Raw genomic sequence first — 25,543 nt, forward strand, 5'->3', positions numbered from 1 at the left:
CGCCCGGGTGGCCGACCGTACGGTGCGGGCGTCGAGGTGAAGGACACGGTGCCGACGACCACGGCCCAACTCGGCGGACAGGCAGGAGGGTTCGGGCCGCCGGGCGAACGAATGGGCGAGTAAATGCCGGGATTTCGATTCATGATCGCACTAGGGTCGCGGCATGAGTTCACTTCCGCTTCCGCATGACGACTACTGCGCCGAGATCATCGCCCGCACCGACGCGCTCAGGGCCTCGCTCCGGGGCGCGGACCTCGGCGCGACCGTCCCGACCTGCCCCGACTGGAGCCTGCGCGACCTCGCTCTGCACGTCGGCAGGGCCCACCGCTGGGTCGGCGAGATCGTACGCACCCGCGCCACCGACGCGGTCCCGCCGGAGCGGGTACCGGAGAACGCCCCCGGGAGCGACGACCCCGAGGCGCTCGACGCCTGGCTCGCGAAGGGCGCGGCGGACACCGTCCGGCTGCTGCGGGAGGCCGGGCCGGACCAGGAGGTGTGGACCTGGGGGTGGGAACGGAGCGCGGGGTTCTGGTCGCGCCGGATGGCCCACGAGACGATCGTCCACCACGCCGACGCCGCGATCACCACGAAGACCGGCTACGAGGTGGCGCCGGAGCTGGCCGCGGACACCATCGAGGAGTGGCTGGAGATCGTCGCCTTCGTCCGTGCCGCGGGCGACAGGGAGGCCGCCGGGCTGACCGGGGCCGGCCGCTCCATCCACCTGCACGCCACGGACGTGCCGGGCGCCGAGTGGCTGATCGAGTTCGGTGACGACGGCTTCACCTGGCGGCGCGCCCACGAGAAGGCGACCGTGGCGCTGCGGGGCCCGCTCACCGATCTCATGCTGGCCTTCAACCGGCGCCTGGCGGCGGACGGCGACCGGGTCGAGGTGCTGGGCGACGCGGAGCTGCTGGACTTCTGGCTGGAGCGCACCTCGTTCGGCTGAGCCGGGCCCGATCCGGACGGGAGGCCCCCGGGGTCCGTCGCGCGGGCCGGACGGGAGACCACCGGGGCACGGGAGGCCGCTGGGGCCCGGCGCCCGATCCGGACAGGGGGCCGCGGAGACCCGTCGCGCCGGCCGGGCGGGAGGCCACCGAGGTCCGTCGTGCGGGCCGGGCGGGGCTGAGCGAAGCTGGAGGGGAGACGGCCCACCGCGCGGCACGACGCCGGACCCGGCCCGCTCCGGGCGGACGGGGCGGTCGGCGCGGCCCCGGGACAGGAGCGGTGAACCCATGACGGCCACAACCGTGCGAGGCATCGACCACATCGGGGTCACGGTCCCCGACCTGGAGACCGCCACCCTCTTCCTCGTCAGGGCGCTCGGCGCCGAGGTGCTCTACGACACCCTGCGCCGCCAGGACGGCCCGAGCGGCGGGCCGGAGGTCGAGCGGCGGCTCGGGGTCCCGGCGGGCACCCGGCAACTGGCGGTCAGGATGCTGGCCCTGCCCTGCGACGGCCCGTGCATCGAGCTGTTCGAGTTCGAGGGGCCCCGCCGCGAACCCCCGGTGCTGCCCTGCGACTTCGGCTGGCAGCACGTCGCGCTGTACGCCGACGACCTGGACGCGGCCGTGCGGGCCTGCGTGGCCGCGGGAGCCGTGCTGCTCGCCGACCCGCAGCCGCTGCCGGGCCCCGAGGCGGGGGAGCGCAACCGGTTCGCGTATCTGCGCACCCCGTGGGGCAGCACCCTGGAACTCCTGACGTACCCGGACCCGCAGCCCTGGGAGCACACCGCGACCCGGCGGCGGGTGCGCCCCGCCACCGTCGGCAGCGGCACCTGGCCGACCGACCCGGCCCGGCCGGACCCCGCGGCCCCCGCCTGACCCGGACCTCTCCCGTCCGGCCCCGTACGTCCGGCCCCGTACGTCCGGCCCCGTACGTCCGGCCCCGTACGTCCGGCCCCGTACGTCCGGCCCCGTACGTCCGGCCCCGGGCACCGGCCGGTCAGCGCGGGAAGTCGAAGTCCCAGTCGAACTCCCACAGGCACAGGGCGCCCTCCGGGCCCGCGGACAGCGCGGACTGGGCGTCCGGGGTGACCGCGACGGCGGAGACATCGCCGATGTGCCCGGTGAGCGGGGCGGCGCGCAGGCAGCTCCCGTCACCGAGGTTCCACCAGCGCATGGTTCCGTCCCAGCTCGCGGTGAACCCGTGGCGCCCGTCCGGGGTGACGGCCACCGAGGCGATCGAATCGGTGTGCCCGGTGAGGACCCGCAGGCAGGTGCCGGCGTGCGGGTCGAACCAGCGCGCGTCGGACTCCCAGCCGCCGAGGAGCGCCCGGCGCCCGTCCGGGGTGAGGGCGACCTCGGTGACGGGCTCCTCGGCTCCGGTCATGACCCGCAGACACTCACCGGTCCCCAGGTCCCACAGCCGGGCCGTCAGGTCCCACGAGCCGGAGAGGCCGAAGCGGCCGTCCGGGGTGAGGGCGACGGCGTCCGTCGTCGAGGTGTGCCCGGTGAGGGTGCGCACGCACCGCCCGGTGGCCGCGTCCCAGAGCCGTACGGTGCCGTCCATGTACCCGACGAGGAGACGACGGGCGTCGGGGGTGACGGCGACGGCCTCGGCCGACCCGGCCCCGCAGGACAGGACGGGCCCCGCGACACCGGCGGTGAGGTCCCAGGTCTGCACGGAGCCCTCCTGGCTCGCCGCGGCACCGAACCGCCCGTCCGGGGTCATGGCCACGGCCTGCACCGTGTGGAGGTCGGGGCGGCCGGAGAGCGGCTTTGGGCAGTCGGCGCGTCCGGGGCCCGGCCCGGTGAACTCGTACAGGCACCGCGCCGTGGTGAGGTCCCAGAGGCGCACCCGGTTGTCCGACCCGCCCGACAGGGCGCGGCGGCCGTCCTCGGCGAGGGCGACATCGCCGAGGGGGCCGTTCCCCGCGCCGCCGATCACCTTGGCGCGCCGTACGTCGCGCAGGCCGGTCCGGGTGCCGGACGGGCCGATCCGGCGCCACAGCCCGACGGCCTCGGGGTGGCGGGCGAAGCCGGGAAGGGCCCCGGCCGAGCGGAGGGCGGCGGCGCCGCCTGCGGGATCGCCCGCCCCGACGAGTCGGCGGGCCCGCTCCAGGTGCTCCCGGAACGACGCCGTCCGCGCACCGAGTTCCTCCGCGCTGCCGGGAAGGCTGTAGCTCCACGGCGCCGGATCGCCGGATTCCAGCCGGAACCGTTCGATGCCGCCGGTGTACGAGGCGACGGCGTCGTGCGGACCGGCGAACGCCACCGCCTCGATGCCGTGGCCGGAGACGGCGAACGTACGCAGGCAACGGCCGTCCGCGAGGTCCCACCAGCACACGGTGCCGTCGGCGGACCCGGTCAGCGCGTGGCGTCCGCCGGGGCCGACGGCAACGGACCGCACGGCGTCGAAGTGCCCTTCGAGGACCCGGACGCAGCGCCCCGCGGCGAGGTCCCACACCCGTACGGTGCCCTCCGCCCCGCCGGACAGGCCCAGCAGCCCGTCCGGGGACATCCCGACCGAGTGGACCCACCGGTGGCCCGTCATCGTGTGCGAGCAGTGTCCCGACGCGAGGTCCCAGCAGCGCACCGTGCCGTCGGAGCCGCCGGACAGCGCCCGGCGCCCGTCCGGGGTCACGGCCACCGACCAGATCGCGTCGGTGTGGCCGGTCAGGACGCGTCGGCACCGGCCGCCGGGCAGGCTCCACCACCGCAGCGTCCGGTCCCTGGACCCGGTCAGGGCGTGCCGGCCGTCCGGGGTGATCGCCAGCGCCGTGACCTGCTGCGTGTGCCCCTTCAGGACGCCCCGCCGCTTCTCCTTCGTCAGGTCCCACCAGGAGGGCTCGTTCCCCAGGAGCCCGTCGCACACCAGGGCGGCCCCCGCGTCCGGGGTCAGCGCGACGCACATGACGTCATCCGCCACGGAGTCGACCGTGCCGGTCCGGGCGCCGGTGCCCAGGTCCCACCGGAACACCTCGTTCTGCGAACCGCCGGACAGGGCGTACCGGCCGTCCGGGGTCACCGCGAGCGAATGGGCCCGGGTGCTGTGCCCGGGGAGCGTGCGGCCGGGGGCGGAACGCTCGACCGCCCCGGTCGCGGCGTGCAGCGCGGCAGCGGTCTCGGGGTCGGGCGGGCCCGGCCGCGAGACCTCGCGCAGCGCTTCGAGCGCCGCCTTCGCGTCGCCCCGTTCCAGATGTGCGAGCCCCAGCAGACGGAGGGGGCGGGCGTCGCCGGGGTGCGCCGACAGCACCGACTCCAGGTCCCGGACGAGGGCGACGTCGGTGATCTCCCCGGCCCGCCACCGCGCCAGCCCCCGGTTGAAGGTGGCGTCGGGGTTCCGGGGATCGGCGTCCAGGGCCTTCTGCCAGCACCGGTCGGCCGCCTCCGCCTCGCCGAGGTCGCGCAGCGACAGCGCCCTGTTGTTCCAGCCCTCGGCCAGGTGCGACACCGTCGGCGCGGCGGTTCTCGGGCAGGGCCTGCCGGTCTCCGCCTCTTGGACGCGGACCAGCCGGGTGGCGACGGCGTCCATGTCCGGCGGCCGGGAGTCCGGATCGACGGACAGACACGCCTCCAGCAGCGCGGCCACCTCGTGCGGGATCGGCGGACGGCCGGGCACGGCGCTCTCCCGGACGGCAGCCCGCAGCGCCTCCCCGGCCACCGGACCGACCGACCAGGTGACCTCGCCGAGGAACAGCTCCAGCACGGACACCGCCCACGACCACATGTCGCTGCGCCGGCCGACCCGGGAGCCCGTCATCTGCTCGGGGGAGGCGTACGCGGGGGTCAGGCCGTTGCGAGTGACCAGGATCGACCCGTCCCCGTCCCCGCCCGGCCCGGTGGGCGGCACCGCACCGGCCGGGACCGTCCGGGCCTGGGCGCGCGCCAGTCCGAAGTCGGTGAGCATCGCGCGCCCGTCGGTGCTCAGCAGCATGTTCGCGGGCTTGACGTCCTGGTGGACCACACCGGCCCGGTGCGCGGCCCGCAGGCCCCGGGCCGTCTGGATGCCGATGTCGAGAATCTGCTCCACCGTCGTGATCCGGCCCCCACGCAGCGCGTCGGCGACGCTGCCGCCCCCGGCGAACTCGGAGAAGATCCGCGGCACCCCCGCCACCACGCGCACGTAGTGGCAGGCACAGATGTACGGGTTCGGCTCCAGGCCCACCCAGACCCGGGCCTCTTCGAGGAACGCCTCGATGCCCCGCTCGCCCGCCCACAGCTCCGGCCGGGGGCTCTTCACCGCCATGTCGTGCTGCCAGCCCAGGTGCCGCACCCGGTGGACCTCGCCCATGCCGCCGGCGCCCAGCAGGGCCTCCACCCGGTAGAGCCCGGCCACGGTCGAACCGGGGGCCCAGCGTGCCGGGTCCGCGGCGGAAGGCGCGGGAGCCGACGCGGACGGAAACACCGTGCCCGGCGCAGTGTCCCCCGCGAACGGGGAATCCGGGGCCGGGGCGCCCCTCCGGAACAGGGAACGCCAGGAACGCTGCATGAGCCTACGACCACTCCTCGAACCGGCCCCGACGCGCGGGGAGTTCCCGGCCCCCGTACGGCCGGTGAATCACCGGAGACCACCGTGGCACGCCCGGCCGCCCGAGGTCCATCGCCCGGCAGCCCGGAGACCGCCGCCGGACCGTCGCCCGGCCGGTACCGGAGCACACGGACCCCGCCGCCCGATCCGGCACAGCACGACCCGGCCCGACCCGCCCCGGCCGGACCCCGCGGCCCCCGCCCGACCCGGACCTCTCCCGTCCGGCCCGGCCCGAACGAGCGGTCCTACTCGTTGAGTTCCGCGAGCACCCGCAGGGTGTGCGGGTCCGGCGCCGTCACCAGCAGATCGGTGACCGGTCCCGCGCGCCACGACTTCAGCCGCTCCGCGATCCGCTCGCGCGGGCCGACGAGCGAGATCTCGTCCGCGAACGCGTCGGGCACGGCCAGCACCGCCTCCTCCCTGCGCCCTTCGAGGAACAGCCGCTGGATGCGCCGGGCCTCCTCCTCATACCCCATCCGGCCCATCAGGTCCGCGTGGAAGTTGCGGGCCGAGTGCCCCATCCCCCCGATGTAGAAGCCGAGCATCGCCTTCACCGGCAGCAGCCCCTTTGCGACGTCGTCGCAGACCCGGGCGCGGACCAGCGGCGCGATCATGAAGCCGTCGGGGAGGTCGGTGAGCGAGGCCGCGTACACGTCGGTGCGCAGTGGCGACCAGTACAGCGGCAGCCAGCCGTCGGCGATGCGGGTCGTCTGCGCGATGTTCCTCGGCCCCTCCGCCCCGAGCAGCACGGGCAGCCGCGACCGCAACGGGTGGGTGATCGGCTTCAGCGGCTTGCCCAGCCCGGTGGCGTCCGGGCCGGTGTACGGGTGGGGGTGGAACCGGCCGTCCAATTCGACGGGGGCCTCGCGGCGGAGGACCTGGCGGATGACGTCGACGTACTCACGGGTCGCGGTCAGCGGGCTCGCGGGGAACGGCCGCCCGTACCAGCCCTCCACCACCTGCGGGCCGGACAGCCCGAGGCCGAGCATCATCCGGCCGCCGGAGAGGTGGTCGAGCGTGAGGGCGTGCATGGCGGTCGCGGTCGGGGTGCGCGCCGCCATCTGCGCGATGCCGGTGCCCAGTCGGATGCGGGAGGTGTGCGCGGCGATCCAGGTCAGCGGGGTGAAGGCGTCCGCCCCCCACGCCTCCGCCGTCCACACCGATGCGTACCCCAACTGCTCGGCGGTCCTGGCCAGTTCGAGATGGGCGGGGTCGGGGCCCCGGCCCCAGTAGCCGAGCGCGAGTCCGAGCCGCATCCGACACCTCCCAGCATTTCTGACGATACGTCAGATCAATGCGTACGGACGGAGGGTACGACAGCGGCCCCCCGCCCGGAAGGGGCGGGGGGCCGCTGTCGTGACTGCGAGTGGTGCGGAGGCTCAGCCGCGCTGGATGCCCGTGGTGTCCTGGAGCACGCCGCGACGGCCGTCCTGGGTCTGCGCGACCAGGGTCTGACCGCGCTGCTCGACCGCGAGGTACCAGGTGCCGGGCGCCAGTTCGGCGATCGGCGACGGCGAACCGTCCTCGCCGTACAGCGGGCGGGCCACCGGCACCGCGAACCAGAACGGGGTGAAGTCACCGGCCGGCGCACCCGTGGCCGCGGCCTGCGGCTGGGCGTTCTGCGGGTCGGGCTGACCGGCCTGCGGCTGACCGCCGAAGGAGGGCTGGCCGCCGTACGACGGCTGCTGGGCGCCGCCCGGGTAGCCGTAGCCCTGGCCGGGCTGTCCCTGGCCGTACGGGGGCTGCACCGCCTGCGGGCTCGGGGCCCCCATCAGCGGGGCCTTGAGCGCGGGGACCAGCGGGGTGGCGACCGCGCCGCCCGCGAGCACGATGGTCGCGAGCAGGCCGAGGATCATGCCCGCGCCCGCGTCGCTGGCGTCGATGGTCGTCCAGAAGGCCGTCCACAGCGAGAAGACGGTGAACGCGGCGCCGAACTGGACGAGGTCGAAGCCGGCGACCTTGCGGCCCGGCATGGAACGGCCCACGATCACCAGCACCGCACCGATGATGCCCGCCAGGAAGACGCTCATCAGGAGGCCGAGCGAGTCCCAGGCGTTCGCGGAGTCGTAGCCGGAGCAGTCGACGCGCGGGGGGCAGTCGAAGCCGTTGAGGTCGAGGAAAGAGGCGATGAACAGCACGACCGCTGCTCCGATCACCACGCCGTCGCCTCGAGTGAGGGAGCGGATATTCACGTGAAGGTCCTTAGTCGGTCGTCTCGTCTGGGCGGTCGTCGCTGCCGCCTGCACGGGTACGGCGGGCACGGCACGAAGCTCGGGGGAGGCCCCCATCGTACGGATGAATCTATCGTCTGACCGGTCGGGCCGTGGCCCTGCCCGGAGGCTGGACGCACATCCCCCCATTTTCGCCCCGGAACCACCTCTTGCTACCCCTTGAGGTAACTACTGATGCCATCGGCAATGCCTTGTGCGGCCTTCTGGCGCCAGTCCGGGCTGGTGAGCAGTGCGGCGTCCTTGGGATCACGCATATTGCCGCATTCGATGAACACTTTGGGCACGGTCGACAAATTCAGTCCGCCCAGATCCTTGCGGGTGTCCAATCCGGTATTGCCGCCAACGTAATTGGAGGGTGCGCTTCCGGTAGCACGGACGAAGAGACCGGCGATCCTGGTTCCCAGATCGCGCGACGGTCCGACGATCTTCGAGGTGTCCGCCGCCCCGCCCCGCACGGCCGCGGGCAGGATCACGTGGAAACCGCGGTTGCCGACCGCGGAACCGTCCGCGTGCACCGAGACCACCGCGTCGGCCCCGGCCCTGTTGCCGATCCGGGCCCGCTCGTCGACGCACGGCCCGTACGCGCGGTCGTTGTCGTACGTCAGCAGGACCTCGGCCCCCTGCGCCCGCAGCAGGTCGCGCAAGCGGTGCGACACATCGAGGGTGAACCGGGCCTCCGCATAACCGGAATTGGTCGAGGTGCCGGTGGTGTCGCATTCCTTGCGCCCGGTGCCGATGTCCACCTGACGATTGATCTCCCGGGTGTGCAGGCGATTGTTCGGGTTGTGCCCGGGGTCGATCACGACGGTCTTGCCCGACAACGGCCCGGAGGTCTTGCCCGCGGGCTTGGAAGCGGAAGCGGACGGGGTGGGGGAGGCGGACTTCTTCCCGGGCGCCGGGGAGCTCTTCGACGGCGACACCGACGCGGAAGCCGGAGCGGAAGTGGCGGCACTGCCGCCCGGTCGAGGCAGGGCCTGCGCGTCACCGTCCCCGCCGTCGCCCGCGCCGCAGCCCGCGGCACTCAGGCACACGGCCGCGAGCACGGCGGCGGCGATCAGGGGACGGCGGCGCGGTGTGGGGGGAACGCTCTCGTCGTACGGCACCACGCGATGCTATCGGGGCTCCCGGACGGCCGCCCGCGGACGGCGGCCCTCAGATGCCGGTTCCGGTACGTCGCAGCACCCGCAGCGAATCCGTCACCGAAACCTCGGTGAACGCGCCGGACTCCAGCGCCCGCAGATAGATCCGGTACGGGGCCTGCCCGCCGTCCTCCGGGTTCGGGAACACGTCGTGGATCACCAGCAGCCCGCCCTCGACCACGTGCGGCGCCCAGCCCTCGTAGTCGCCGCCGGCGTGCTCGTCGGTGTGCCCGCCGTCGATGAACACGAACCCGAGCTGCCCGCCCCAGACCGCCGCGACCTGCGGCGACCGCCCGACCAGCGCCACCACGTGGTCCTCCAGGCCCGCCGCGTGCAGGGTCCGGCGGAAGGTCGGCAGCGTGTCCATCCGCCCCACCTCCGGGTCCACCACGGTCGGGTCGTGGTACTCCCAGCCGGGCTGCTGCTCCTCGCTGCCGCGGTGGTGGTCGACGGTGAGTGCCGTCACACCGGCCGCCCGCGCGGCGTCGGCGAGCAGGATGGTGGAGCGCCCGCAGTACGTGCCGACCTCCAGGACCGGCAACCCCAGCGCGGCGGCCTCGACGGCGGCCCGGTACAGCGCGAGCCCCTCGTCCACCGGCATGAAGCCCTTGGCTGCCCGGAAGGCGGCGAGAATCTCGGGCGACGGCTCGACGGCGGACTCGGCGGGCACGGGTTCCTCCTGGTGGGGGCGGTTGGGGGCGGTTTCGGGACTACGCGTTCGACGGCGCCCCATCGTGCCGTACGCCCCCGCCGGAGGTTTCGGCGGGGGAGTCGCCCGGCCGGTCCCCGGCACCCTCCGTCCGGTCCCGGTACTCGGTGACCAGCCGCCGCAGCATCCGGGCCAGGTCGCGCAGATGCTGGTAGGCGCCGAAGACGAGAGCGGTGTCCCGTGGCGCCGAGGCGAGGAGCTGATCGACCTCCCATCGGGCGGCACGCGTCGCGATGGTCTGCTCCTGCCCGAGGACCTCCTCGGCGAAGAGGACGACACGGCCGCGCAGTTGGGCCGTCCACTCGTCGATCTCCTGCCGAGTGGTGGTGCCGAGCCGGAGATCGAGCGCACCGTCGGCCGCCCGTTCCGCGGTCTCGACGTCCAGGGGGAGTTCGGCCGTGTCCGGTACCGGCAGCGGGCTCGGCATGAGGTCTTCCATGGGGGCTCCTGGGCCTTGGGTGTGGGGGTGCACAGAGATGGGATCATGAGTCGGTCGCTCTGTGCGCTTTATCGGCAACCGTTGGTAATCGTGACAGAGGAGTCGATACCTTGGAAGCGCTGCAGCGGTTTTCTGCAAGCGGCTTTCTGTGTGAAGTCCCGTACTGCAGCGATCCGTTCACGCCCTCGCGCGAAGCCTTCTGCCGTGACGCAGAAAGCGCCTTGCGGCGGCGGGACATTCTCCGTCACACTGGGTAACACTCCCTGGGAGGCAGAAGATGATCACGGATGTGGAGTCGGCGACACCCGCCCTCTGCCGCCTCCAGTTAGGCCGCGAGCTCCGCCGGCTCCGGCAGGAAGCCGGTCTCACGTCCACCCAGGTGGTTCGCACCCTGATCTGCAGCCCGTCGAAGCTGACGAGGCTGGAGACGGGCGAGAACGCGGTGGTTGAGACCGCGGACGTGATGGCGCTCTGCGAGATCTACCGGGCGTCTCCCGAAAAGCGGGCCCTGCTGCTGGGGTACGCGGCCGTGACCAAGACCAAGAAGGACTGGTGGCAGTCGCCCGAGTACCGTCCGGTCATCGCACCCACGTTCAAGGCGTACTTGGGGCTGGAGGCCACGGCTGCGGCACTCCACAACTATGAAGGCGAGTTCGTTCCCGGCCTCCTCCAGACCGAGGACTACGTGCGCGCCATTTACCAGCGGGAGCACGAGAGGCTTTCCGCCGACGAGATCGACCGACATGTCGCGGTACGGATGACGCGGCAAGAGGTGCTCCACCGTGAGCCAGCGCCGCTCAAGTTCGCGGCGGTCATCAACGAGGCGATCCTTCGTCGCGGAGTTGGCGGTTCGGCCGTCATGCGGGCGCAGATAGAGCATTTGGCGGAGGTGGCCGAGCTGCCCTGGGTACGGGTGCAAGTCGTCCCCTTCAGGGCGGGCGTACATCCTGGGATGAACGGCGCCTTCACGCTGCTCCGGTTCGACGATGCAGAATCCATCGTCTACCTGGAGAACCTCGGCGGGGCATCGGTCACGCGGAAGCGCGCCGATGTGGGCCTGTACGAAGAGGCGTTCAACGACCTCCAGATTCTTGCTGTGGGACCACAGGAATCTCTCGGCATGATCAGAGAAGCAATCAAGGAGCATTGATTCACATGACCACTCATCAGCTCGCCGGTGCCGACTGGTTCAAGTCGAGCTACAGCAACAACCAGGGCGGGCAGTGTGTCGAGGGTGCCCGGTTGGAGGGGGCGCGGATGGCTGTGCGGGACTCGAAGGCGCCGGAGTTGGGGGTCTGTCTGTTCCCGGCCGCCGCCTGGCACGCGTTCGTCGACGGGATCAAGGAGCATTGATCTACATGACCACTCATGAGCCCGCCGGCGCCCACTGGTTCAAGTCGAGCTACAGCAACAACCAGGGCGGCAACTGCGTCGAGGGTGCTCGGCTCGACGGGCGGGTGATGGCTGTTCGGGATTCCAAGGACCCCGGGCAGGGCGTCTGCGTGTTCCCGGCCGCCGCCTGGCACGCGTTCGTCGACGGGATCAAGGACGGCGACACGATCGCCTGACCGACTCTCGAACGGAGGTCCCCGTCAATGCCCCGGCAGGGACCTCCGCCGACCCTGGGAGAAGGCGCTCCGTGGTCGTCACGACCGAGCAGTGCCCGGCGCACCGAACGCAACGACGTCTCGGGGCTACGCTCGTCGGCATGCCGGACCGTGTTCCTTTCAGCGAGGTGCTGCTCTCCACCGTGGGCACTCCCGAGCAGGCCGAACTCCTGGACAGCAGTCCGCGGTCGCGGGTGTGGCGGGTGCGGCTGGCCGACCGGCGGCTGGTGATCGTCAAGCAGATCGCCGACGGCGGAGACACGGGAGCCGACGCGAACACGCGCTTCGCGCGGGAGGTCGCCGGGCTGCGCCTGGCGGGGCGGGCCTCCGGGCCCGCAGTGGCCCCCGCGGTGCTCGCCACGGACCCGCCCTCGCGGGTGATGGTCCTTGAGCACGTGGACGACCTCGGCAGGACGGACGACTGGATGCCGGGGTACGCCGAGTCGCTCGCCCGGCTGCACGCCCTGACCGGGCCCGCCGACGCGGGCGCGCTACCGGTCTGGCCGGGTCCCACGGCCGCCGACGCGGAGTCCTTCCTCGCCCTGGCCAGGGCGCTCGACGTGCCCGTGCCGCCCACGGTTCCCGATGAACTCGCCGGTCTCCTGGAGCGGTTGGACCCCACCCCGTACCACGCGCTGCTGCACGGCGACCCCTGTCCCGGCAACGATCTGCGCACCGCCGACGGCGTCCGCTTCGTCGACTTCGAGCGGGCCTCGCTCGGCAACGGCCTGATCGAACTCGCCTACTTCCGCATCGGCTTCCCCACCTGCTGGTGTGCCATGTCGGTCACCGCGGCCCCGCTCGCGGAGGTCGAGGACGTCTACCGGACCACCTGGCGCGGCCTCACCGGGAAGGACGTGCCGGGTGACCTCGCCGACGCGTGTGCGGGCTGGCTGATCCAGGGCGACGCGCTCGTCGAGCGGGCCCACCGCGGGACGGTCGACCAGTTCGCCCGAGTGCCCTCCGAGGACTTCGAGTGGGGCTACGTCTCCGCCCGCGAGCGGCTCGTCCACCGCCTGGGCGTGGTCGCCGACATGACCCGCGACCACGACCACCTGCACGCCGTCGGCCGCCTCGGCTCCGCCCTGGCCGGCCGCCTGCTCGCGCGCTGGCCGCAGCTGCGTCCGCTGCCCACGCACGACACCCGCCCCTGGTACTAGGGCATGGGCCGAAAGCGGATCAAGCAGTCGCCGCCCCGGCGGTCGACCGCGAGCCGACCGCCGGGGCGGTCCTGCCGACCGGCATTCCCGGCAGCGGGAAGTCGACGGTGGCCGCTGCGCCGGCCGGCCGGTTCCGGATGTCGGTCCATATCGAGGTGGACGCACTCCAGCAGATGACCGTCAGCGGTGGGCAATGGCCCTTGCCGGCCGAGGAGCCCGATGAACGGGGGAGAGGGGGACCCGGCCGGAGGAGGCTCAGGGACGCCGAAGGCGGCTCATCGCCGGGGTCCAGAGCGAGGGGACCGCGCCGTCGGCCGGCAGGGGTTCCGTCGGGGACGGGGCGGGGTCCGAGGCATTCGAACGGATCAGGTCCCGGTAGGCCGTGTCCAGCTCGGGAGCGGGAGTTGCACGGGGCTTGCGTACCCGTGAACGCTCCGCCTCCGCCGTCACCCGATCCAGCTCGGGTGCGGCCTGCGCCGCCAGCCAGTCCGGGCCGTGCAGCGCGGATTCCAGGTCGTCCAGGGCGCGCAGCGGATCCTTGATGTGGTCGGCGATCACCAGACCACGGACGTAGCGCAGCACGGCCCGGTCGCCGGGCCGCTCGATCCAGGTGCTCAGCGCCATGTCGCAGCAGTGCAGCGCGGTCTTCGGCTGATGGTGCAGCAGGGCCGAGCAGACATCCATCAGCCAGGCGTCCGGGGTGAACGACCCCCCGCCGCTGACGCGCCAGGACGTCGCCGCGCGATACAGCTCGTACCAGTCACCCGCGTCGAGCAGTCCGAGGCACTGTTCGCGCCACCACGAAGCGGGGCGCCCGGCGGGCCGAGCAGACGTTGCACCCATGCCCGGCACTTTACCGAGCAGGACGTACGCCCCCACCGGAGGCATGGATTCCGGTGGGGGCGTACGTGGGGTGGGCCCGGGTCGGGGCCCCGGGCCTGGCGGAGGGTGCCGAGTGGGGAGTCAGCAGCTCTGCCAGAGCCGGGTCATGACGCGGACGCCGAAGCGCAGGCCCTCCAGCGGGACGCGTTCGTCCACGCCGTGGAACAGGCGGCCGTAGTCCAGGTCGTGCGGGAGCTTGAGGCCCTTGAAGCCGAAGCAGCGGATGCCGAGGTGGGTGAAGGCCTTGGCGTCGGTGCCGCCCGGGTTGCAGTACGGGACCGGGTGGCCGTCCGGGTCCTCGGCGCGCACGGCCGCGCACATGGCGTCGACCAGCGGGCCGCCGAACGTGGTCTCCAGCGCGATGTCGTGGTTGACCCACACGCGGGTGACCGAGGGGAGCAGAAGCCGGTCGATGGTGTCGATCAGCTCCTGTTCGTGGCCGGGCAGGAAGCGGCCGTCCACCCGGGCGGTGGCCTTTCCGGGGATGACGTTGGTCTGGTAACCGGCGTCGAACATGGTGGGGTTCGCGGAGTTGCGGAGCACCACCTGCATGAAGTCGGCGACCGGGCCCAGCCGTTCGAGGCTGCCCTCGACGTCGTCCTCGTCGAACTCGACCCCGTAGAGGCGGGCGGCCTCTTCGAGCAGGGCGCGGACCGGTTCGATCAGCCGGATCGGGAAGGTCTCGCGGCCGATGCGGGCCAGCGACTCGGCGAGGTCGGTGACCGCGTTCTCGTCGTTGGGCGACGAGCCGTGGCCGGCCCGGCCGGTGGCGGTCAGCTCCATCCAGGCCATGCCGCGCTGGGCGTTCTCGATCGGGTACAGGCGGCGGGTGTCGTCGATCGCGAAGGAGAAGCCGCCGCCCTCGCCGATCGCCTCGGTCACCCCGGCGAACAGCTCCGGGCGGTGCTCGACCAGCCAGTGCGCGCCGAACTTCCCGCCCGCCTCCTCGTCGGCGAGGAAGGCCAGGACCAGGTCGCGGGACGGCTTGGTGCCGGTGCGGGCGAAGTGCCGGGCGGTGGCCAGCATGACGGCCACCGTGTCCTTCATGTCGATCGCGCCGCGCCCCCACAGGTAGCCGTCGCGGATCTCGCCGGAGAACGGCGGGACCTGCCACTCGGAGGCGTCGGCGGGCACCACGTCCAGGTGGCCGTGGACCAGGAGGGCGCCGCGCTCCGGGTCGGCGCCCGCGATCCGGGCGATGACACTGGCGCGGCCCGGGGCGGACTCGACCAGTTCGGACTCGATGCCCACCTCGGCGAGACGGCCCACCACCCAGTCGGCACAGGCGCGCTCGTCGCTGGTGGGGTTGGAGGTGTCGAACCGGATCAGTTCGGCGCAGAGTCCGACGACCTCGTCCTGGGCCTCGGCCGAGGCCGGGACGAGCGGGGCGGTGGGGTCGGGGGTGGTCATGCTGCTCCCACAGGGGTTGTCGCGCGGGCGGCGGGGGCGGAGGCGTCCTCGTCGTCCAGGGTGGAGGTGCCGTACGGCTTCACCCAGCCCAGCAGGCCGAGGACGCTGTACAGGACGAACGCGGTGGCCAGCGAGTTCAGGGCCGGTATGCCGCCGTCGTAGAACTTGCCGACGCAGAACGCCGCTGTCCAGATGACGACGGACATCGGGACCCAGGTCGGCGAGGACGTCGGCAGGGTCTCGGACTCGCGGGTCTCGTCCAGCGGCTTGCGCATCCGCTTCACGACCCAGTACTCGGCCACGATGATGCCGCCGATGGGCGGGATGGCGACGCCGAGGACCGAGAGGAACTCCGTGAAGTGGGTCATGATCCCGACCGCGGACAGGGCCGTGCCCGCGACGCCGAGGACGATCGTGACCGCGCCGCGGTGCAGCCGCTTGCGGAAGACGACCTGGAAGAAGTTGACGACGCCGAGCGAGGAGCCGTACAGGTTCCAGTCGTTGATCTTGGCGGTGGACATCAGGACGACGAGCACGCCGAAGACGCCGGAGGTGGAGAGCACGATGTGCGAGACCTCGCTGCTCTTCACCAGGTGGCCGAGCAGCACGCCGGTCAGGCCGACGATGTACTCGGAGAGGATCATCGACGAGGCGCTCTGCAGGAAGACGTGCGAGCCCTTCCGGTTGTACCGGGTCATCTCCGGGGACACGATCGCGCCGGTCATGTAGCCGCCCGCGATGGCGGTGGCGGCGACGGCGAGCGGAATGGTCTCGCCGGGCGGCGGGGAGCTGATCAGCTCGCCGACGGAGTGGTCCTTCAGCGTCGATACGACCGACCAGGCGACCATCGCGAAGAACAGCGGCGTGACGATCTTGGCGAAGGTGGCCATGTACTTGAAGCCGAAGATCACCAGTGTGGTGATGGCGATGCCGGCCAGCACGCACCACATCCAGGCCGGGCCGCCCACCAGCGCCGAGACGCTGTTGCCGAAGATCGTGTTCTGGACACCGAACCAGCCGACCAGGCTGACCGCGATGACGAAGCTGACCAGCGCCGAACCGTTGCGGCCGAAGCCGACCCAGCGGGTCAGCATGGGCGTCGCCAGACCCTCGCGCATACCGGCCAGGCCGATCGCGAAGATCACGACCTCCAGGATCACCGCACCGAGCGTGAAGGCGAGGAAGGCGTCCTTGAAGGTCATGCCGACACCGATGGTGGCGCCGAGGGTGAACTGCGAGATCGAGCCGGACTGGGCCAGCCACTGGAGCAGCATCGACCAGAAGCCGAAGCGCTTGTCGCGCGGGACGCGGGACAGCGAGTAGTCGTCGCTGCCGATGGCCTTGGCCTCGTGGGCCCCGGTCTCGGCCTGCGGGGTGGCTGCCATCAGGACTCCTGTGAGGTACGGCCGAGGGTCTGCAGGTGTGCCAGCGACCCGTAGCGGTTGACGAGGTTCTCGAACTCCACCGCGTCGTGGAAGTCCAGGTGGCCGCCGCCGTAGGCCTTGGCGACCTCCACGGCGTAACGGGCGGCGGACGCGATGTCCGTCTCGTGGCTCGCCCCCGTACCGCAGCCCGGCACCGCGGCGGCCGAGGTGATGGCCAGGCCGACGACCGGGGCGGCCGTGGCGGTGGAGGGCTGCAGGATCGAATTGATGTGGTGTGCCCCATTACCGTACGGGGTGATGTCCTGCGTGGTCACCGGATACGTGACCAACGGCTCACCCGTCACCACGGCCAGCAGCTCGCCGAGCGACTCACTGACCCGGAGCACCCAGCCCTCCTTGACGGTGGGCGACAGGGCGAGGCCCTTGTGGTTGATGATCCGGTTGCCCTTGGTGGTGTCGATGGAGAGCACGGCCTCCATCTCGTCGGTCACCTCGTGCCGGTTCATGGTGGCGATGTCCACGGGCGAGCCCATGAACGGCACCGGGTCGTGCGGCTCGGTCGGCGCGTTCGGGCAGATGTGGGTGGCCACGATCACGTCGCCGGGCAGCACGTCGCCGCGGCGGCGCATGTCCAGCAGCTTGGCGGCGGTGGCGATCGCGGAGACCGCGCCGTCGGCGTCGGAGACCAGGCCGGTCACCCCGGGCCGGGCGCCGATGCCGCCGAGCCGGCCCACCACGCCCAGGGTGCGGGCGTCGCCCCCGGCCGTGCGCCCGTGCGCGCCCGGGATGCGGACCATCACGAAGTCCGTCGAGCCCTGCTCTCCGACGACCGTGGTGACCTTCGCGGACGAGCCCTCGGCGCCGCTCACGGAGTCGAGGTACTCGACGACCGTCTTGCCATTGACCTGGGGATCGTCCAGCAGATCGACGATGTCCAGCACGTACTTCAACATGGGGGGCCTTTCTCGCGTCCGGGCACCCGGGCCGGCGTCCGACGGGGGAAACGCGGGGCGGGGTGCTGAGGCCACATTCGGGATCGGATAGCGTTGAACGCAACTGTTTCCCGTTATTTGCAATTCAGGTCTGAATGGTGAGATGACGATGGCGGACTTCGATCTGGACCGGCGCACCCCCGCCGGGGCGCTGCAAACCGTCGACCGGGCACTCCTCGTGCTGCTCGCCTTCGAGCGGACCCGGCCCGACTGGGGCGTCACCGAGGTCGCCGAGGAGTTCGGCTGGGACACCTCGGTGGCCCAGCGGCTGCTCGCCACCCTCGCCGGGCGCGGCTTCCTGGTCTCCGACCCGGTCACCCGCCGCTACCGCATCGGCCCCGCCGTGCTGCGCCTGGGCAGGCTCTGGGAACGGTCCGGATCGCTGGAGCTGCTGGCCGGACCGGTCCTGGACGAACTGCGCGCGGCCACCGGCGACACCGTCCTGTTCTGCCTGCCGGACAGCTTCCACATGCGGTGCGTCGCCGCCGAGGAGGGGGAGGCCGGGCCGCTGCGCTACTACCCGCTGGTCGGCGAGCTCTACCCGGCGCACGCCGGGGCGACCAGCAAGTCGTTCTACGCGTACCTGCCCGACGAACAGCGCCACCGGCTCTTCCGGGGCCGCCCCATGGCCCGGTTCACGGACCGGACGGTCACCGACCCGGACCGGCTGGAGGAGGAGTTCCTCAGGATCCGCGCCCAGGGCTACGCCTGGACGGTCGGCGAGTACGACACCGGGGTCGCCACCGTCGCCGTGCCGGTCTTCCTCGGGCGCGAACCCTACGGCAGCCTCAGCCTCGGCGGCGCCGAGGAACGCTTCGCGGGGGCGCCCGAGGACCGGCTCGACGCGCTGCGCCACGCGGCCCAGCTGCTGGAGAAGCGGCTCACCCACCCGCCGCAGCGCCCGAAGCCCCGCGCCCGCCGCCCCCGCACCACCTGACGGCCCGCCGCTCCCGCACCACTCGCCTTCGTGCCACCTGACGATCCGGAAGAGACCGGAAGGAAACCGAGAGGAACCCCGTGAATCTGCTGCTGCTCTCCAACTCCACCCAGTACGGCCGCGGTTACCTGGAACACGCCCTCGACACCGTCACCGCGTTCCTGCCCGACGAGGCCCGGCTGGCCTTCGTCCCCTACGCGCTCGCCGACCACGACACGTACACCGCGCGCGTCCGCGAGGCCCTCGAACCGTCCGGGATCACCGTCCGCGGGGTCCACGAGAACACCGACCCGATCGCCGAACTCGCCGCTTCCGACGCCGTGTTCATCGGCGGCGGCAACTCCTTCCGGCTGCTGAGCGCCCTGTACCGGACCGGGCTGCGGGAGGCCGGGGCCGAGGCGGTGCGGAACGGGCTGCCGTACATGGGGGCCAGCGCCGGCACGAACATGGCGGCGCCCACCCTGCGCACCACCAACGACATGCCCATCGTGCAGCCGCCGTCCTTCGAGACGCTCGGCCTCGTCCCGTTCCAGATCAACCCGCACTACCTGGACCCGGACCCGGCCAGCACCCACAAGGGCGAGACCCGCGAGGAACGGCTCACCGAGTTCCTGGAGGAGAACGACGTGCCGGTGCTCGGCCTGCGCGAGGGGTCGTGGCTGCGGGTCGAGGGGCCGCTGGCCCGGGTGGAGGGCGCCCGCCCCGCCCGGCTGTTCACCCGCGGCACACCGCCGCAGGAACTTCCGGCCGGGACGGACGTCTCTCAACTGCTCACGGGGACACCGCGGTTCGACGCCCCGGCGCGTTGACGCCCAGCACCAGATCGGTGTCGACCGGCAGGCCGTCACCCGGGTACGTCGCCGGGCAGGCGCGCGGGGCGTACCCGGTGGCCGATCCGGCCAGCACGAAGTTCCCGCCGGAGGGGGCGGCCAGGGCGTAGTGGCCGTGCTCGTCCGTCACGGCGAGACCGGCCTGCCGGCCCCGGTGGTCGATCAGCGTGACGTTGGCGCGGGCCACCGGCACCCCGTCCGTGCCCAGCACCCGGCCGCGGAAGCCGCCCGAACCGGCCACGGTGCGGGACGCGGTGGGGGCGGGGGCCGGGGCCGGTTCCCCGAGGTCGTCCTCGCTGCTCGCCAGCAGGGCCGGGCGCATCGCCTCGCGCTGCGAGGGCAGGAACGCGGCCAGCACCAGACCGACCACCACCGCGCCCATCGCGATCAGGAACGAGATGCGGAACCCCTCCATCGAGGGCAGCGGCACCCCGTCCGTCCGTACCGTGGTGTCGGCCAGCACCATGCCGATCACGGCGCTCGACACCGAGGTGCCGATCGACCGCATCAGGGTGTTCAGACCGTTGGCCGCACCCGTCTCGGACGGATCGACGGCGCCGATGATCAGCGCGGGCAGCGAGGAGTACGCGAGTCCGATGCCGGCCCCGATGACCACCGCGATCACCACGGTCTGCCAGGCGGCGTTCATCAGGCCGAGCCCCGCGCCGTAGCCGACCGCGATGACCAGCAGACCGAGCATCAGCGACACCTTGGGACCCCGGCGGGCCGACAGCCGGGCGTACAGCGGGGCGACGAACATCATCGTCAGACCGAGCGGCGCCACGCACAGCCCGGCGACCACCATCGAATGACCCAGGCCGTACCCCGTCGACGTGGGGAGCTGGAGCAGCTGCGGCAGGATCAGCGAGACGGCGTAGAAGGCGACCCCGACCATGACCGAGGCGAGGTTGGTGAGCAGCACCTCGCGCCGGGCGGTGGTGCGCAGATCGACCAGCGGGGCCGGGCTGCGCAGTTCGAACAGGCCCCACAGGAGGAGGATCACCAGTGCGGCGGCGAGCAGTCCGAGCGTGGCGCCCGAGGTCCAGCCCCAGTCACCGCCCTTGGTGACGGGCAGCAGCAGACAGACCAGACCGAGCGACAGCCCGAGCGCGCCGACCAGGTCGAACCGGCCGGGGGCGCGCAGGGTGGTCTCCGGCACGACCAGGACGGTGAGCGCCATCGACAGCACGCCGAGCGCGGCCGAGCCGAAGAACAGGGTGTGCCAGTCGAAGTGCTGGGCGACCAGCGCGGCGGCGGGCAGTGCGAGCCCGCCGCCCACCCCGATCGAGGAACTCATCAGGGCCATCGCCGAGCCGAGCTTCTCGCGCGGCAGCTCGTCGCGCATGATGCCGATGCCGAGCGGGACGGCACCCATGGCGAAGCCCTGGAGCGCACGGCCCGTGATCATGACGACGAGGTCGTCGGTGAAGGCGCATATGAGGGAGCCGACCACCATCACGGCGAGGCTGGCGAGCAGCATCCTGCGTTTGCCGTAGAGGTCGCCGAGCCGGCCCATGATCGGGGTGGAGACGGCGCCCGCGAGCAGCGTCGAGGTCAGCACCCAGGTGGCGTTGGACAGGTCGGTGCGCAGCAGGGTGGGCAGGTCCTTGATGACGGGGACGAGCAGGGTCTGCATCACCGCGACGGTGATACCCGCGAAGGCGAGTACGGGGACGACGCCGCCGCCCGTCCCATGCGTGGACGGAGCGGCGGGTTCCCCGGCGTGCTGTTCGTTCGACGTCTGTGGCATGCGTGCGGCCTCCGGGCGGCATGGTCGAGGGCTGTGGAAGGTCCGGCGGAGTGTGCGGGTCCGGCGGCGGGCGACGTCGCCCGCCACGTGCGGGCGGAGTTGGGCGCGAAGCAGATGCGTGCAGGGTGAACCTTCCAGCCGCCCGAGGTATTCCGGTGAATGCGGCACGAACGGGGCGCGGCGGGGAACGGCCGATCCCTGACCTTCCGTCAGATTGAAACGTGTTCTACTCTTGCGCCGTTCCAGTGGCTGCGACCGGCGAGGATCCGCATGGGCATCGGAATCACCGAAGAACACAGGGACTTGGCGCAGGCCGTACGGGGCGTGCTGGCGCGCGCCGTGCCGCCCGAGGAGCTCCGCGCACTCCTCGACGCGGACGGCACCGGCGCCCCCGGCGGGCGCCCCGGCTACTGGGACACCCTCGCGGAACAGGGCCTGCTCGCCCTCCACCTCCCCGAGGAGCACGGCGGCGGGGGCGGCCGGCTCCTGGACCTGGCCGTGGTCCTGGAGGAGGCGGGCCGGGCCGCGCTCCCCGGCCCGTACCTGGCGAACGCCCTCGCCGGTGCCGTACTGCACGCGGCGGACGGCGGCGAACCGCTCCACGGCCTGGCCTCCGGCGGCCACGGCGGCGAACCACTGCACGGCCTGGTCTCCGGAAGCCGCATCGGCGCCGTCGCCCTGGGGTCCGGCACCCTCACCGCCGTCGAGCAGCAGAACGGCTACCTGCTCGACGGCACCTCCCCGCCCGTCCTCTCCGGCGCCGACGCGGACCTGCTGCTCCTCGCCGCCGAATCGGCCTCCGGCACCCTCTGGTTCGCCGTCGACGCCGCCGCCGACGGACTGACCGCACACCCGCACCGGGGCGCCGACCCCACCCGCCGCACGGCCGACGTCGTGGCCGAGGGCGTACTCGTCCCCCCGGAGCGCCTCGTGCGGACCGGCACCGCGCACGTCCGCGACCTCGCCGCCGTCCTGCTCGCCGCGGAAGCCTGCGGAACCGCCGCCAGGACCCTCGACATCGCCGCCGAACACGCAAGGACGCGCGAGCAGTTCGGCCGGCCCATCGGACGGTTCCAGGGCGTCAAGCACCTCTGCGCCGACATGCTGATCCGGGTCGAACGGGCCCGCGCGCTGGTGTGGGACGCGGCCCGCGCCGCCGACGGGGAGAAGGACCCGGACGTACGGTCCATGGTCGCCGCCCTCGCCGCGTCGGACGCCCTCGACGCCGCGTACGGCTGCGCCAAGGACTGCATCCAGATCCTCGGCGGCATCGGCTTCACCTGGGAGCACGACGCCCATCTGTACCTGCGCCGGGCCCTGGTGGCGCGGCAGCTGCTGGGGGCCGGGGACGCCCACCGGCTGCGGGCCGTGCGGCTGGCCGGGAGCGGGGCCCGCCGCGAACTCTCCCTCGAACTCCCCGAACGGGCCGCAGCCCATCGCGCCGAGGCGCACCGGGTCGTGGCCGCCGCCCGCGGTCTCGACCCGAAGGAGGCCCGCCGCGCCCTCGCCCCGACCGGCTACGCCGCCCCGCACCTGCCCGCCCCCTGGGGCCTGGGCGCCGACCCCGTACAACAGCTGGTCGTACAGCAGGAGTTGGCGGAACAGGAGGTGCGGATCAGCGATCTGGGGATCGCCACCTGGGTGGTGCCCTCGCTCATCGCCCACGGCACGGCAGAGCAGCGGGAACGCTATCTTCCGCCCACGCTGCGCGGCGAACTCCTGTGGTGCCAGCTGTTCTCGGAGCCCGGCGCGGGCTCCGACCTCGCCTCGCTCCGCACGAAGGCGGAGCGGACCGAGGAGGGCTGGCGGATCAACGGCCAGAAGGTGTGGACGAGCGCCGCACGGGGGGCCGACCACGGCATCCTGCTCGCCCGGACCGACCCGGACGCCCCCAAGCACCGGGGACTCGGCTACTTCGTCGTCGACATGAAGAACACCCCGGGCATCGACATCCGGCCGCTGAAGGAGATCACCGGCGACTCCCTCTTCAACGAGGTGTACTTCGACGATGTCCTGCTGCCCGCCGACGCCATCGTCGGCGGGCCCGGCGACGGCTGGCGGGTCGCCCGGCACACCCTGGGCAACGAACGCGTCCACATGGCCGACCAGATGACCTTCGACACCGGCCTGGAGGCGCTGATCGCCCGCTGCGGCGAACTCGACGGCACGTACCGGGCCCGCGTCGGCGCGCTCGCCGCCGAGGCGCACGCCCTCGGCTGCATCGGGCTGCGGACCACCCTGCGACAGGTCTCCGGCCTCGAACCCGGCGCGGGGGCCTCCGTGCGCAAGCTCGTCCAGACCACCCACCAGCAGAAGGTCGCGGAACTGGCCCTGGAGCTCCTCGGACCGGCCGGCGCCACGGGCGAGGGCGCCGGGGAACGGGCCCTGCACGGCTTCCTGATGTCCCGCTGTCTGACCATCGCGGGCGGCACCACCCAGGTCCAGCTCAATGTCGTCGCCGAGCGCATCCTCGGCCTCCCGCGCGATTGAAGGGACCCACCACCCATGAAACCCGCCACCACCGTGAAACCCGCGAAGGCGTACGTCGTCGGGGTCGGAACGACCAGGTTCGAGAAGCCGCAGACGCGCGACTGGCAGTACTGGGACATGGCGAAGGAGGCCGGAACGGCGGCGCTCGCCGACGCCCGGCTCTCCTACGAGCAGATCCAGCAGGCCGTCGTCGGCTACTGCTTCCAGCCCTCCACCGCCGGGCAGCGCGCCGTGTACGGGCTCGGCCTGACCGGGGTGCCCGTCTACAACGTCAACAACAACTGCGCCACCGGCTCCACCGCCCTGATGACGGCCCGGCAGTTCGTCGAGGGCGGCATCAGCGACTGCGTCCTCGCGCTCGGCTTCGAGAAGATGACGCGCGGCGCGCTCGGCGGCGGTGGCGCGGACGGCGGTGCCGCGGACTTCAAGGCGTCGCCCGTGGCCCGGCACTACGGGATCATGGCCGCCGCCCACGGCTTCGAGAAGAGCCCGCCCACCGCCCAGTTGTTCGGCAACGCGGCCCGTGAGCACATGGCGCGGTACGGGACGACGGAAGCCCAGCTCGCGGCGGTCGGCGCCAAGAACCACCGGCACTCGGTGAACAATCCGTACGCCCAGTTCCAGGACCCGTACACGGTCGAGGAGGTGCTCGCCGCGAAGCCCGTCCACCTTCCGCTGACCAGGCTCCAGTGCTCACCCACGTCCGACGGGGCCGCCGCGGCCGTCGTCGTGTCGCAGCGCTTCGTCGACGAACACGGCCTGCACGACCGGGCGGTGGAGATCGTCGCCCAGGCCATGACCACCGACACCGGCGAGTCCTTCGCCTCCGGGACCTGCATCGACGCGGTGGGCCTGCCGATGTCGCGGGCCGCCGCCCGGCAGGTGTACGCGGCCTCCGGGCTGTCCGCAGCCGACCTCGACGTGATCGAACTGCACGACTGCTTCTCCATCAACGAACTCCTCACCTACGAGGCGCTCGGACTGTGCGGCGAGGGCGAATCGGGGAAGCTCGTCGAGTCCGGGGCCACCACGTACGGCGGGCGCTGGGTGGTCAACCCGTCGGGCGGACTGATCTCCAAGGGGCATCCGCTCGGCGCCACCGGTATCGCCCAAGTCGCGGAGATCACCTGGCAGTTGAGGGGCGAGGCGGACAACAGGCAGGTGCCGGACGCGCGGGTCGGCCTGGCCCACAACATCGGCCTCGGCGGCGCGGCGGTGGTGACGTTGCTGCGGCGGTAGCGGCAGCGCCAGGGGCGTCCGGGGCCGGGGCAGCCGGGACCGGGAGGGGCCTTCGCGGGGTCTTCGCTCCGTACACTCCGGGCCGGCCGCTACAGCCACCCCTGCTGTCGCGCCGCGCGCACGGCCTCCATCCGGTTGCGCGTCCCCGTCTTGCCGATCGCCGCCGACAGGTAGTTGCGCACCGTCGACTCGGACAGGTGCAGCTTCGCCGCGATGTCGGCGACCGTCGCCCCGTCCACCGAGGCGTTCAGCACGTCCCGCTCCCGCGCCGTGAGCGGGCTGGGCCCGGCGCCGAGCGCGGCGGCGGCCAGGGCGGGGTCGATGACCGTCTCGCCGCCCAGCACCCGGCGGATCGCGACGGCGAGTTCCTCGACCGGCCCGTCCTTGACCAGGAACCCCGCCGCCCCGGCCTCCATCGCCCGGCGCAGATAACCGGGGCGGCCGAACGTGGTCAGGATCAGCACCCGGCAGTCCGGCACCTCCTCGCGCAGATCGGCGGCGGCGTCCAGCCCGCTGCGGCCGGGCAGTTCGATGTCCAGGAGCGCCACGTCGGGGCGGAAACGCAGCGCGGCGTCCACGATCTCGTCCCCGGCGGCCACCTGGGCCACGACCTCGATGTCCGGCTCCAGGCCGAGCAGCAGCGCGAGCGCGCCCCGCATCATCCCCTGGTCCTCGGCGAGCAGCACCCGTACGGACCGTGCCGGCCGGTGATCCTGCGGCATCTCGTTCACGCGGAACAGCCTAAGGGCCGTCACGGGGCGATCCGGCGGACCCTCGTGCGAGTTCCGGACCGGAGGGACCGTCCCGGAGATTCCACGTGCCGTTTTTCGTGCGTCAGTTCCACTGACCGTGAACAGCGATTGTGTTCGGCAGG

General features: G+C 72.6%; 22 protein-coding genes. 10 read left to right on the forward strand and 12 right to left on the reverse strand.

Features of this window, described 5'->3' with window-relative positions:
• The first annotated feature begins 163 nt into the window (after positions 1 to 163).
• On the forward strand, positions 164 to 946 hold the full coding sequence (locus tag ACWCXX_RS01600; RefSeq protein ID WP_451123132.1) for a maleylpyruvate isomerase family mycothiol-dependent enzyme: 783 nt from the start codon (positions 164 to 166) through the stop codon (positions 944 to 946).
• 286 nt (positions 947 to 1,232) lie between these two features.
• The gene (locus tag ACWCXX_RS01605; RefSeq protein WP_451123134.1) at positions 1,233 to 1,820 is read left to right on the forward strand and encodes a VOC family protein; all 588 of its coding nucleotides are present in this window, start codon (positions 1,233 to 1,235) and stop codon (positions 1,818 to 1,820) included.
• A 121-nt stretch (positions 1,821 to 1,941) separates the two neighbouring features.
• On the opposite strand, the gene ACWCXX_RS01610 is transcribed toward ACWCXX_RS01605, so the two are convergent.
• The 6 genes from ACWCXX_RS01610 to ACWCXX_RS01635 all read right to left on the reverse strand — a co-directional run bounded on the left by ACWCXX_RS01610 (position 1,942) and on the right by ACWCXX_RS01635 (position 9,987).
• A complete protein-coding gene (locus ACWCXX_RS01610) occupies positions 1,942 to 5,277 on the reverse strand; it encodes a protein kinase domain-containing protein (RefSeq protein WP_451123136.1) in 3,336 nt (1,111 codons plus the stop codon).
• A gap of 437 nt (positions 5,278 to 5,714) precedes the next feature.
• The gene (locus ACWCXX_RS01615; RefSeq protein WP_451123138.1) at positions 5,715 to 6,725 is read right to left on the reverse strand and encodes an LLM class F420-dependent oxidoreductase; all 1,011 of its coding nucleotides are present in this window, start codon (positions 6,723 to 6,725) and stop codon (positions 5,715 to 5,717) included.
• 123 nt (positions 6,726 to 6,848) lie between these two features.
• On the reverse strand, positions 6,849 to 7,661 hold the full coding sequence (locus ACWCXX_RS01620) for a DUF5336 domain-containing protein (RefSeq protein ID WP_451123140.1): 813 nt from the start codon (positions 7,659 to 7,661) through the stop codon (positions 6,849 to 6,851).
• A gap of 191 nt (positions 7,662 to 7,852) precedes the next feature.
• Entirely contained in the window at positions 7,853 to 8,803 is a 951-nt protein-coding gene (locus tag ACWCXX_RS01625; protein WP_451123142.1) for an N-acetylmuramoyl-L-alanine amidase, read from the reverse strand.
• 49 nt (positions 8,804 to 8,852) lie between these two features.
• Entirely contained in the window at positions 8,853 to 9,440 is a 588-nt protein-coding gene (locus ACWCXX_RS01630) for a class I SAM-dependent methyltransferase (protein ID WP_451123556.1), read from the reverse strand.
• 109 nt (positions 9,441 to 9,549) lie between these two features.
• Positions 9,550 to 9,987 carry a hypothetical protein gene (locus tag ACWCXX_RS01635; protein WP_451123144.1) on the reverse strand — a complete coding sequence of 146 codons (438 nt, stop codon included), beginning with the start codon at positions 9,985 to 9,987 and terminating at the stop codon, positions 9,550 to 9,552.
• 277 nt (positions 9,988 to 10,264) lie between these two features.
• Here ACWCXX_RS01635 and ACWCXX_RS01640 point away from each other — a divergent pair, with 277 nt between their 5' ends.
• The 4 genes from ACWCXX_RS01640 to ACWCXX_RS01655 all read left to right on the forward strand — a co-directional run bounded on the left by ACWCXX_RS01640 (position 10,265) and on the right by ACWCXX_RS01655 (position 12,754).
• Positions 10,265 to 11,137 carry a helix-turn-helix domain-containing protein gene (locus ACWCXX_RS01640; RefSeq protein ID WP_451123146.1) on the forward strand — a complete coding sequence of 291 codons (873 nt, stop codon included), beginning with the start codon at positions 10,265 to 10,267 and terminating at the stop codon, positions 11,135 to 11,137.
• Positions 11,138 to 11,142: 5 nt separating this feature from the next.
• Positions 11,143 to 11,340, forward strand: a complete 198-nt coding sequence (locus ACWCXX_RS01645; RefSeq protein ID WP_451123148.1) for a DUF397 domain-containing protein — start codon at positions 11,143 to 11,145, stop codon at positions 11,338 to 11,340.
• Positions 11,341 to 11,345: 5 nt separating this feature from the next.
• Complete coding sequence (locus ACWCXX_RS01650; RefSeq protein ID WP_451123150.1) at positions 11,346 to 11,555, forward strand: DUF397 domain-containing protein; 210 nt, start codon at positions 11,346 to 11,348, stop codon at positions 11,553 to 11,555.
• A gap of 140 nt (positions 11,556 to 11,695) precedes the next feature.
• A complete protein-coding gene (locus ACWCXX_RS01655; protein WP_451123152.1) occupies positions 11,696 to 12,754 on the forward strand; it encodes a phosphotransferase family protein in 1,059 nt (352 codons plus the stop codon).
• Positions 12,755 to 13,009: 255 nt separating this feature from the next.
• Here the strand turns inward: ACWCXX_RS01655 and ACWCXX_RS01660 are convergent, their stop codons facing one another.
• The 4 genes from ACWCXX_RS01660 to ACWCXX_RS01675 all read right to left on the reverse strand — a co-directional run bounded on the left by ACWCXX_RS01660 (position 13,010) and on the right by ACWCXX_RS01675 (position 17,384).
• Positions 13,010 to 13,597, reverse strand: a complete 588-nt coding sequence (locus ACWCXX_RS01660) for a hypothetical protein (protein ID WP_451123154.1) — start codon at positions 13,595 to 13,597, stop codon at positions 13,010 to 13,012.
• 120 nt (positions 13,598 to 13,717) lie between these two features.
• Positions 13,718 to 15,046: a M20/M25/M40 family metallo-hydrolase gene (locus ACWCXX_RS01665; RefSeq protein WP_451123156.1), complete on the reverse strand. Its 1,329-nt coding sequence runs from the start codon at positions 15,044 to 15,046 to the stop codon at positions 13,718 to 13,720.
• Positions 15,043 to 16,431: a cytosine permease gene (locus ACWCXX_RS01670; RefSeq protein WP_451123158.1), complete on the reverse strand. Its 1,389-nt coding sequence runs from the start codon at positions 16,429 to 16,431 to the stop codon at positions 15,043 to 15,045. The genes ACWCXX_RS01665 and ACWCXX_RS01670 overlap by 4 nt, the downstream gene beginning before the upstream one ends.
• Positions 16,431 to 17,384 carry a DUF1177 domain-containing protein gene (locus ACWCXX_RS01675; RefSeq protein WP_451123160.1) on the reverse strand — a complete coding sequence of 318 codons (954 nt, stop codon included), beginning with the start codon at positions 17,382 to 17,384 and terminating at the stop codon, positions 16,431 to 16,433. The genes ACWCXX_RS01670 and ACWCXX_RS01675 overlap by 1 nt, the downstream gene beginning before the upstream one ends.
• Before the next feature lie 148 nt (positions 17,385 to 17,532).
• Here ACWCXX_RS01675 and ACWCXX_RS01680 point away from each other — a divergent pair, with 148 nt between their 5' ends.
• Complete coding sequence (locus ACWCXX_RS01680) at positions 17,533 to 18,360, forward strand: IclR family transcriptional regulator (protein ID WP_451123162.1); 828 nt, start codon at positions 17,533 to 17,535, stop codon at positions 18,358 to 18,360.
• 80 nt (positions 18,361 to 18,440) lie between these two features.
• Positions 18,441 to 19,169, forward strand: a complete 729-nt coding sequence (pepE, locus tag ACWCXX_RS01685) for a dipeptidase PepE (protein WP_451123164.1) — start codon at positions 18,441 to 18,443, stop codon at positions 19,167 to 19,169.
• On the opposite strand, the gene ACWCXX_RS01690 is transcribed toward pepE, so the two are convergent.
• The gene (locus tag ACWCXX_RS01690; protein ID WP_451123166.1) at positions 19,132 to 20,940 is read right to left on the reverse strand and encodes an MFS transporter; all 1,809 of its coding nucleotides are present in this window, start codon (positions 20,938 to 20,940) and stop codon (positions 19,132 to 19,134) included. The genes pepE and ACWCXX_RS01690 overlap by 38 nt on opposite strands.
• A gap of 270 nt (positions 20,941 to 21,210) precedes the next feature.
• Between ACWCXX_RS01690 and ACWCXX_RS01695 the strand changes: the two genes are divergently transcribed.
• Both ACWCXX_RS01695 and ACWCXX_RS01700 read left to right on the forward strand, forming a co-directional pair.
• On the forward strand, positions 21,211 to 23,430 hold the full coding sequence (locus ACWCXX_RS01695; RefSeq protein ID WP_451123168.1) for an acyl-CoA dehydrogenase: 2,220 nt from the start codon (positions 21,211 to 21,213) through the stop codon (positions 23,428 to 23,430).
• 15 nt (positions 23,431 to 23,445) lie between these two features.
• The gene (locus tag ACWCXX_RS01700) at positions 23,446 to 24,669 is read left to right on the forward strand and encodes a lipid-transfer protein (protein ID WP_451123170.1); all 1,224 of its coding nucleotides are present in this window, start codon (positions 23,446 to 23,448) and stop codon (positions 24,667 to 24,669) included.
• Between the two features lie 89 nt (positions 24,670 to 24,758).
• On the opposite strand, the gene ACWCXX_RS01705 is transcribed toward ACWCXX_RS01700, so the two are convergent.
• Positions 24,759 to 25,391, reverse strand: a complete 633-nt coding sequence (locus ACWCXX_RS01705) for a response regulator (protein WP_451123558.1) — start codon at positions 25,389 to 25,391, stop codon at positions 24,759 to 24,761.
• Between the last annotated feature and the right edge of the window lie 152 nt (positions 25,392 to 25,543).

The sequence above is a fragment of the Streptomyces sp. NPDC001732 genome, from assembly GCF_053596315.1.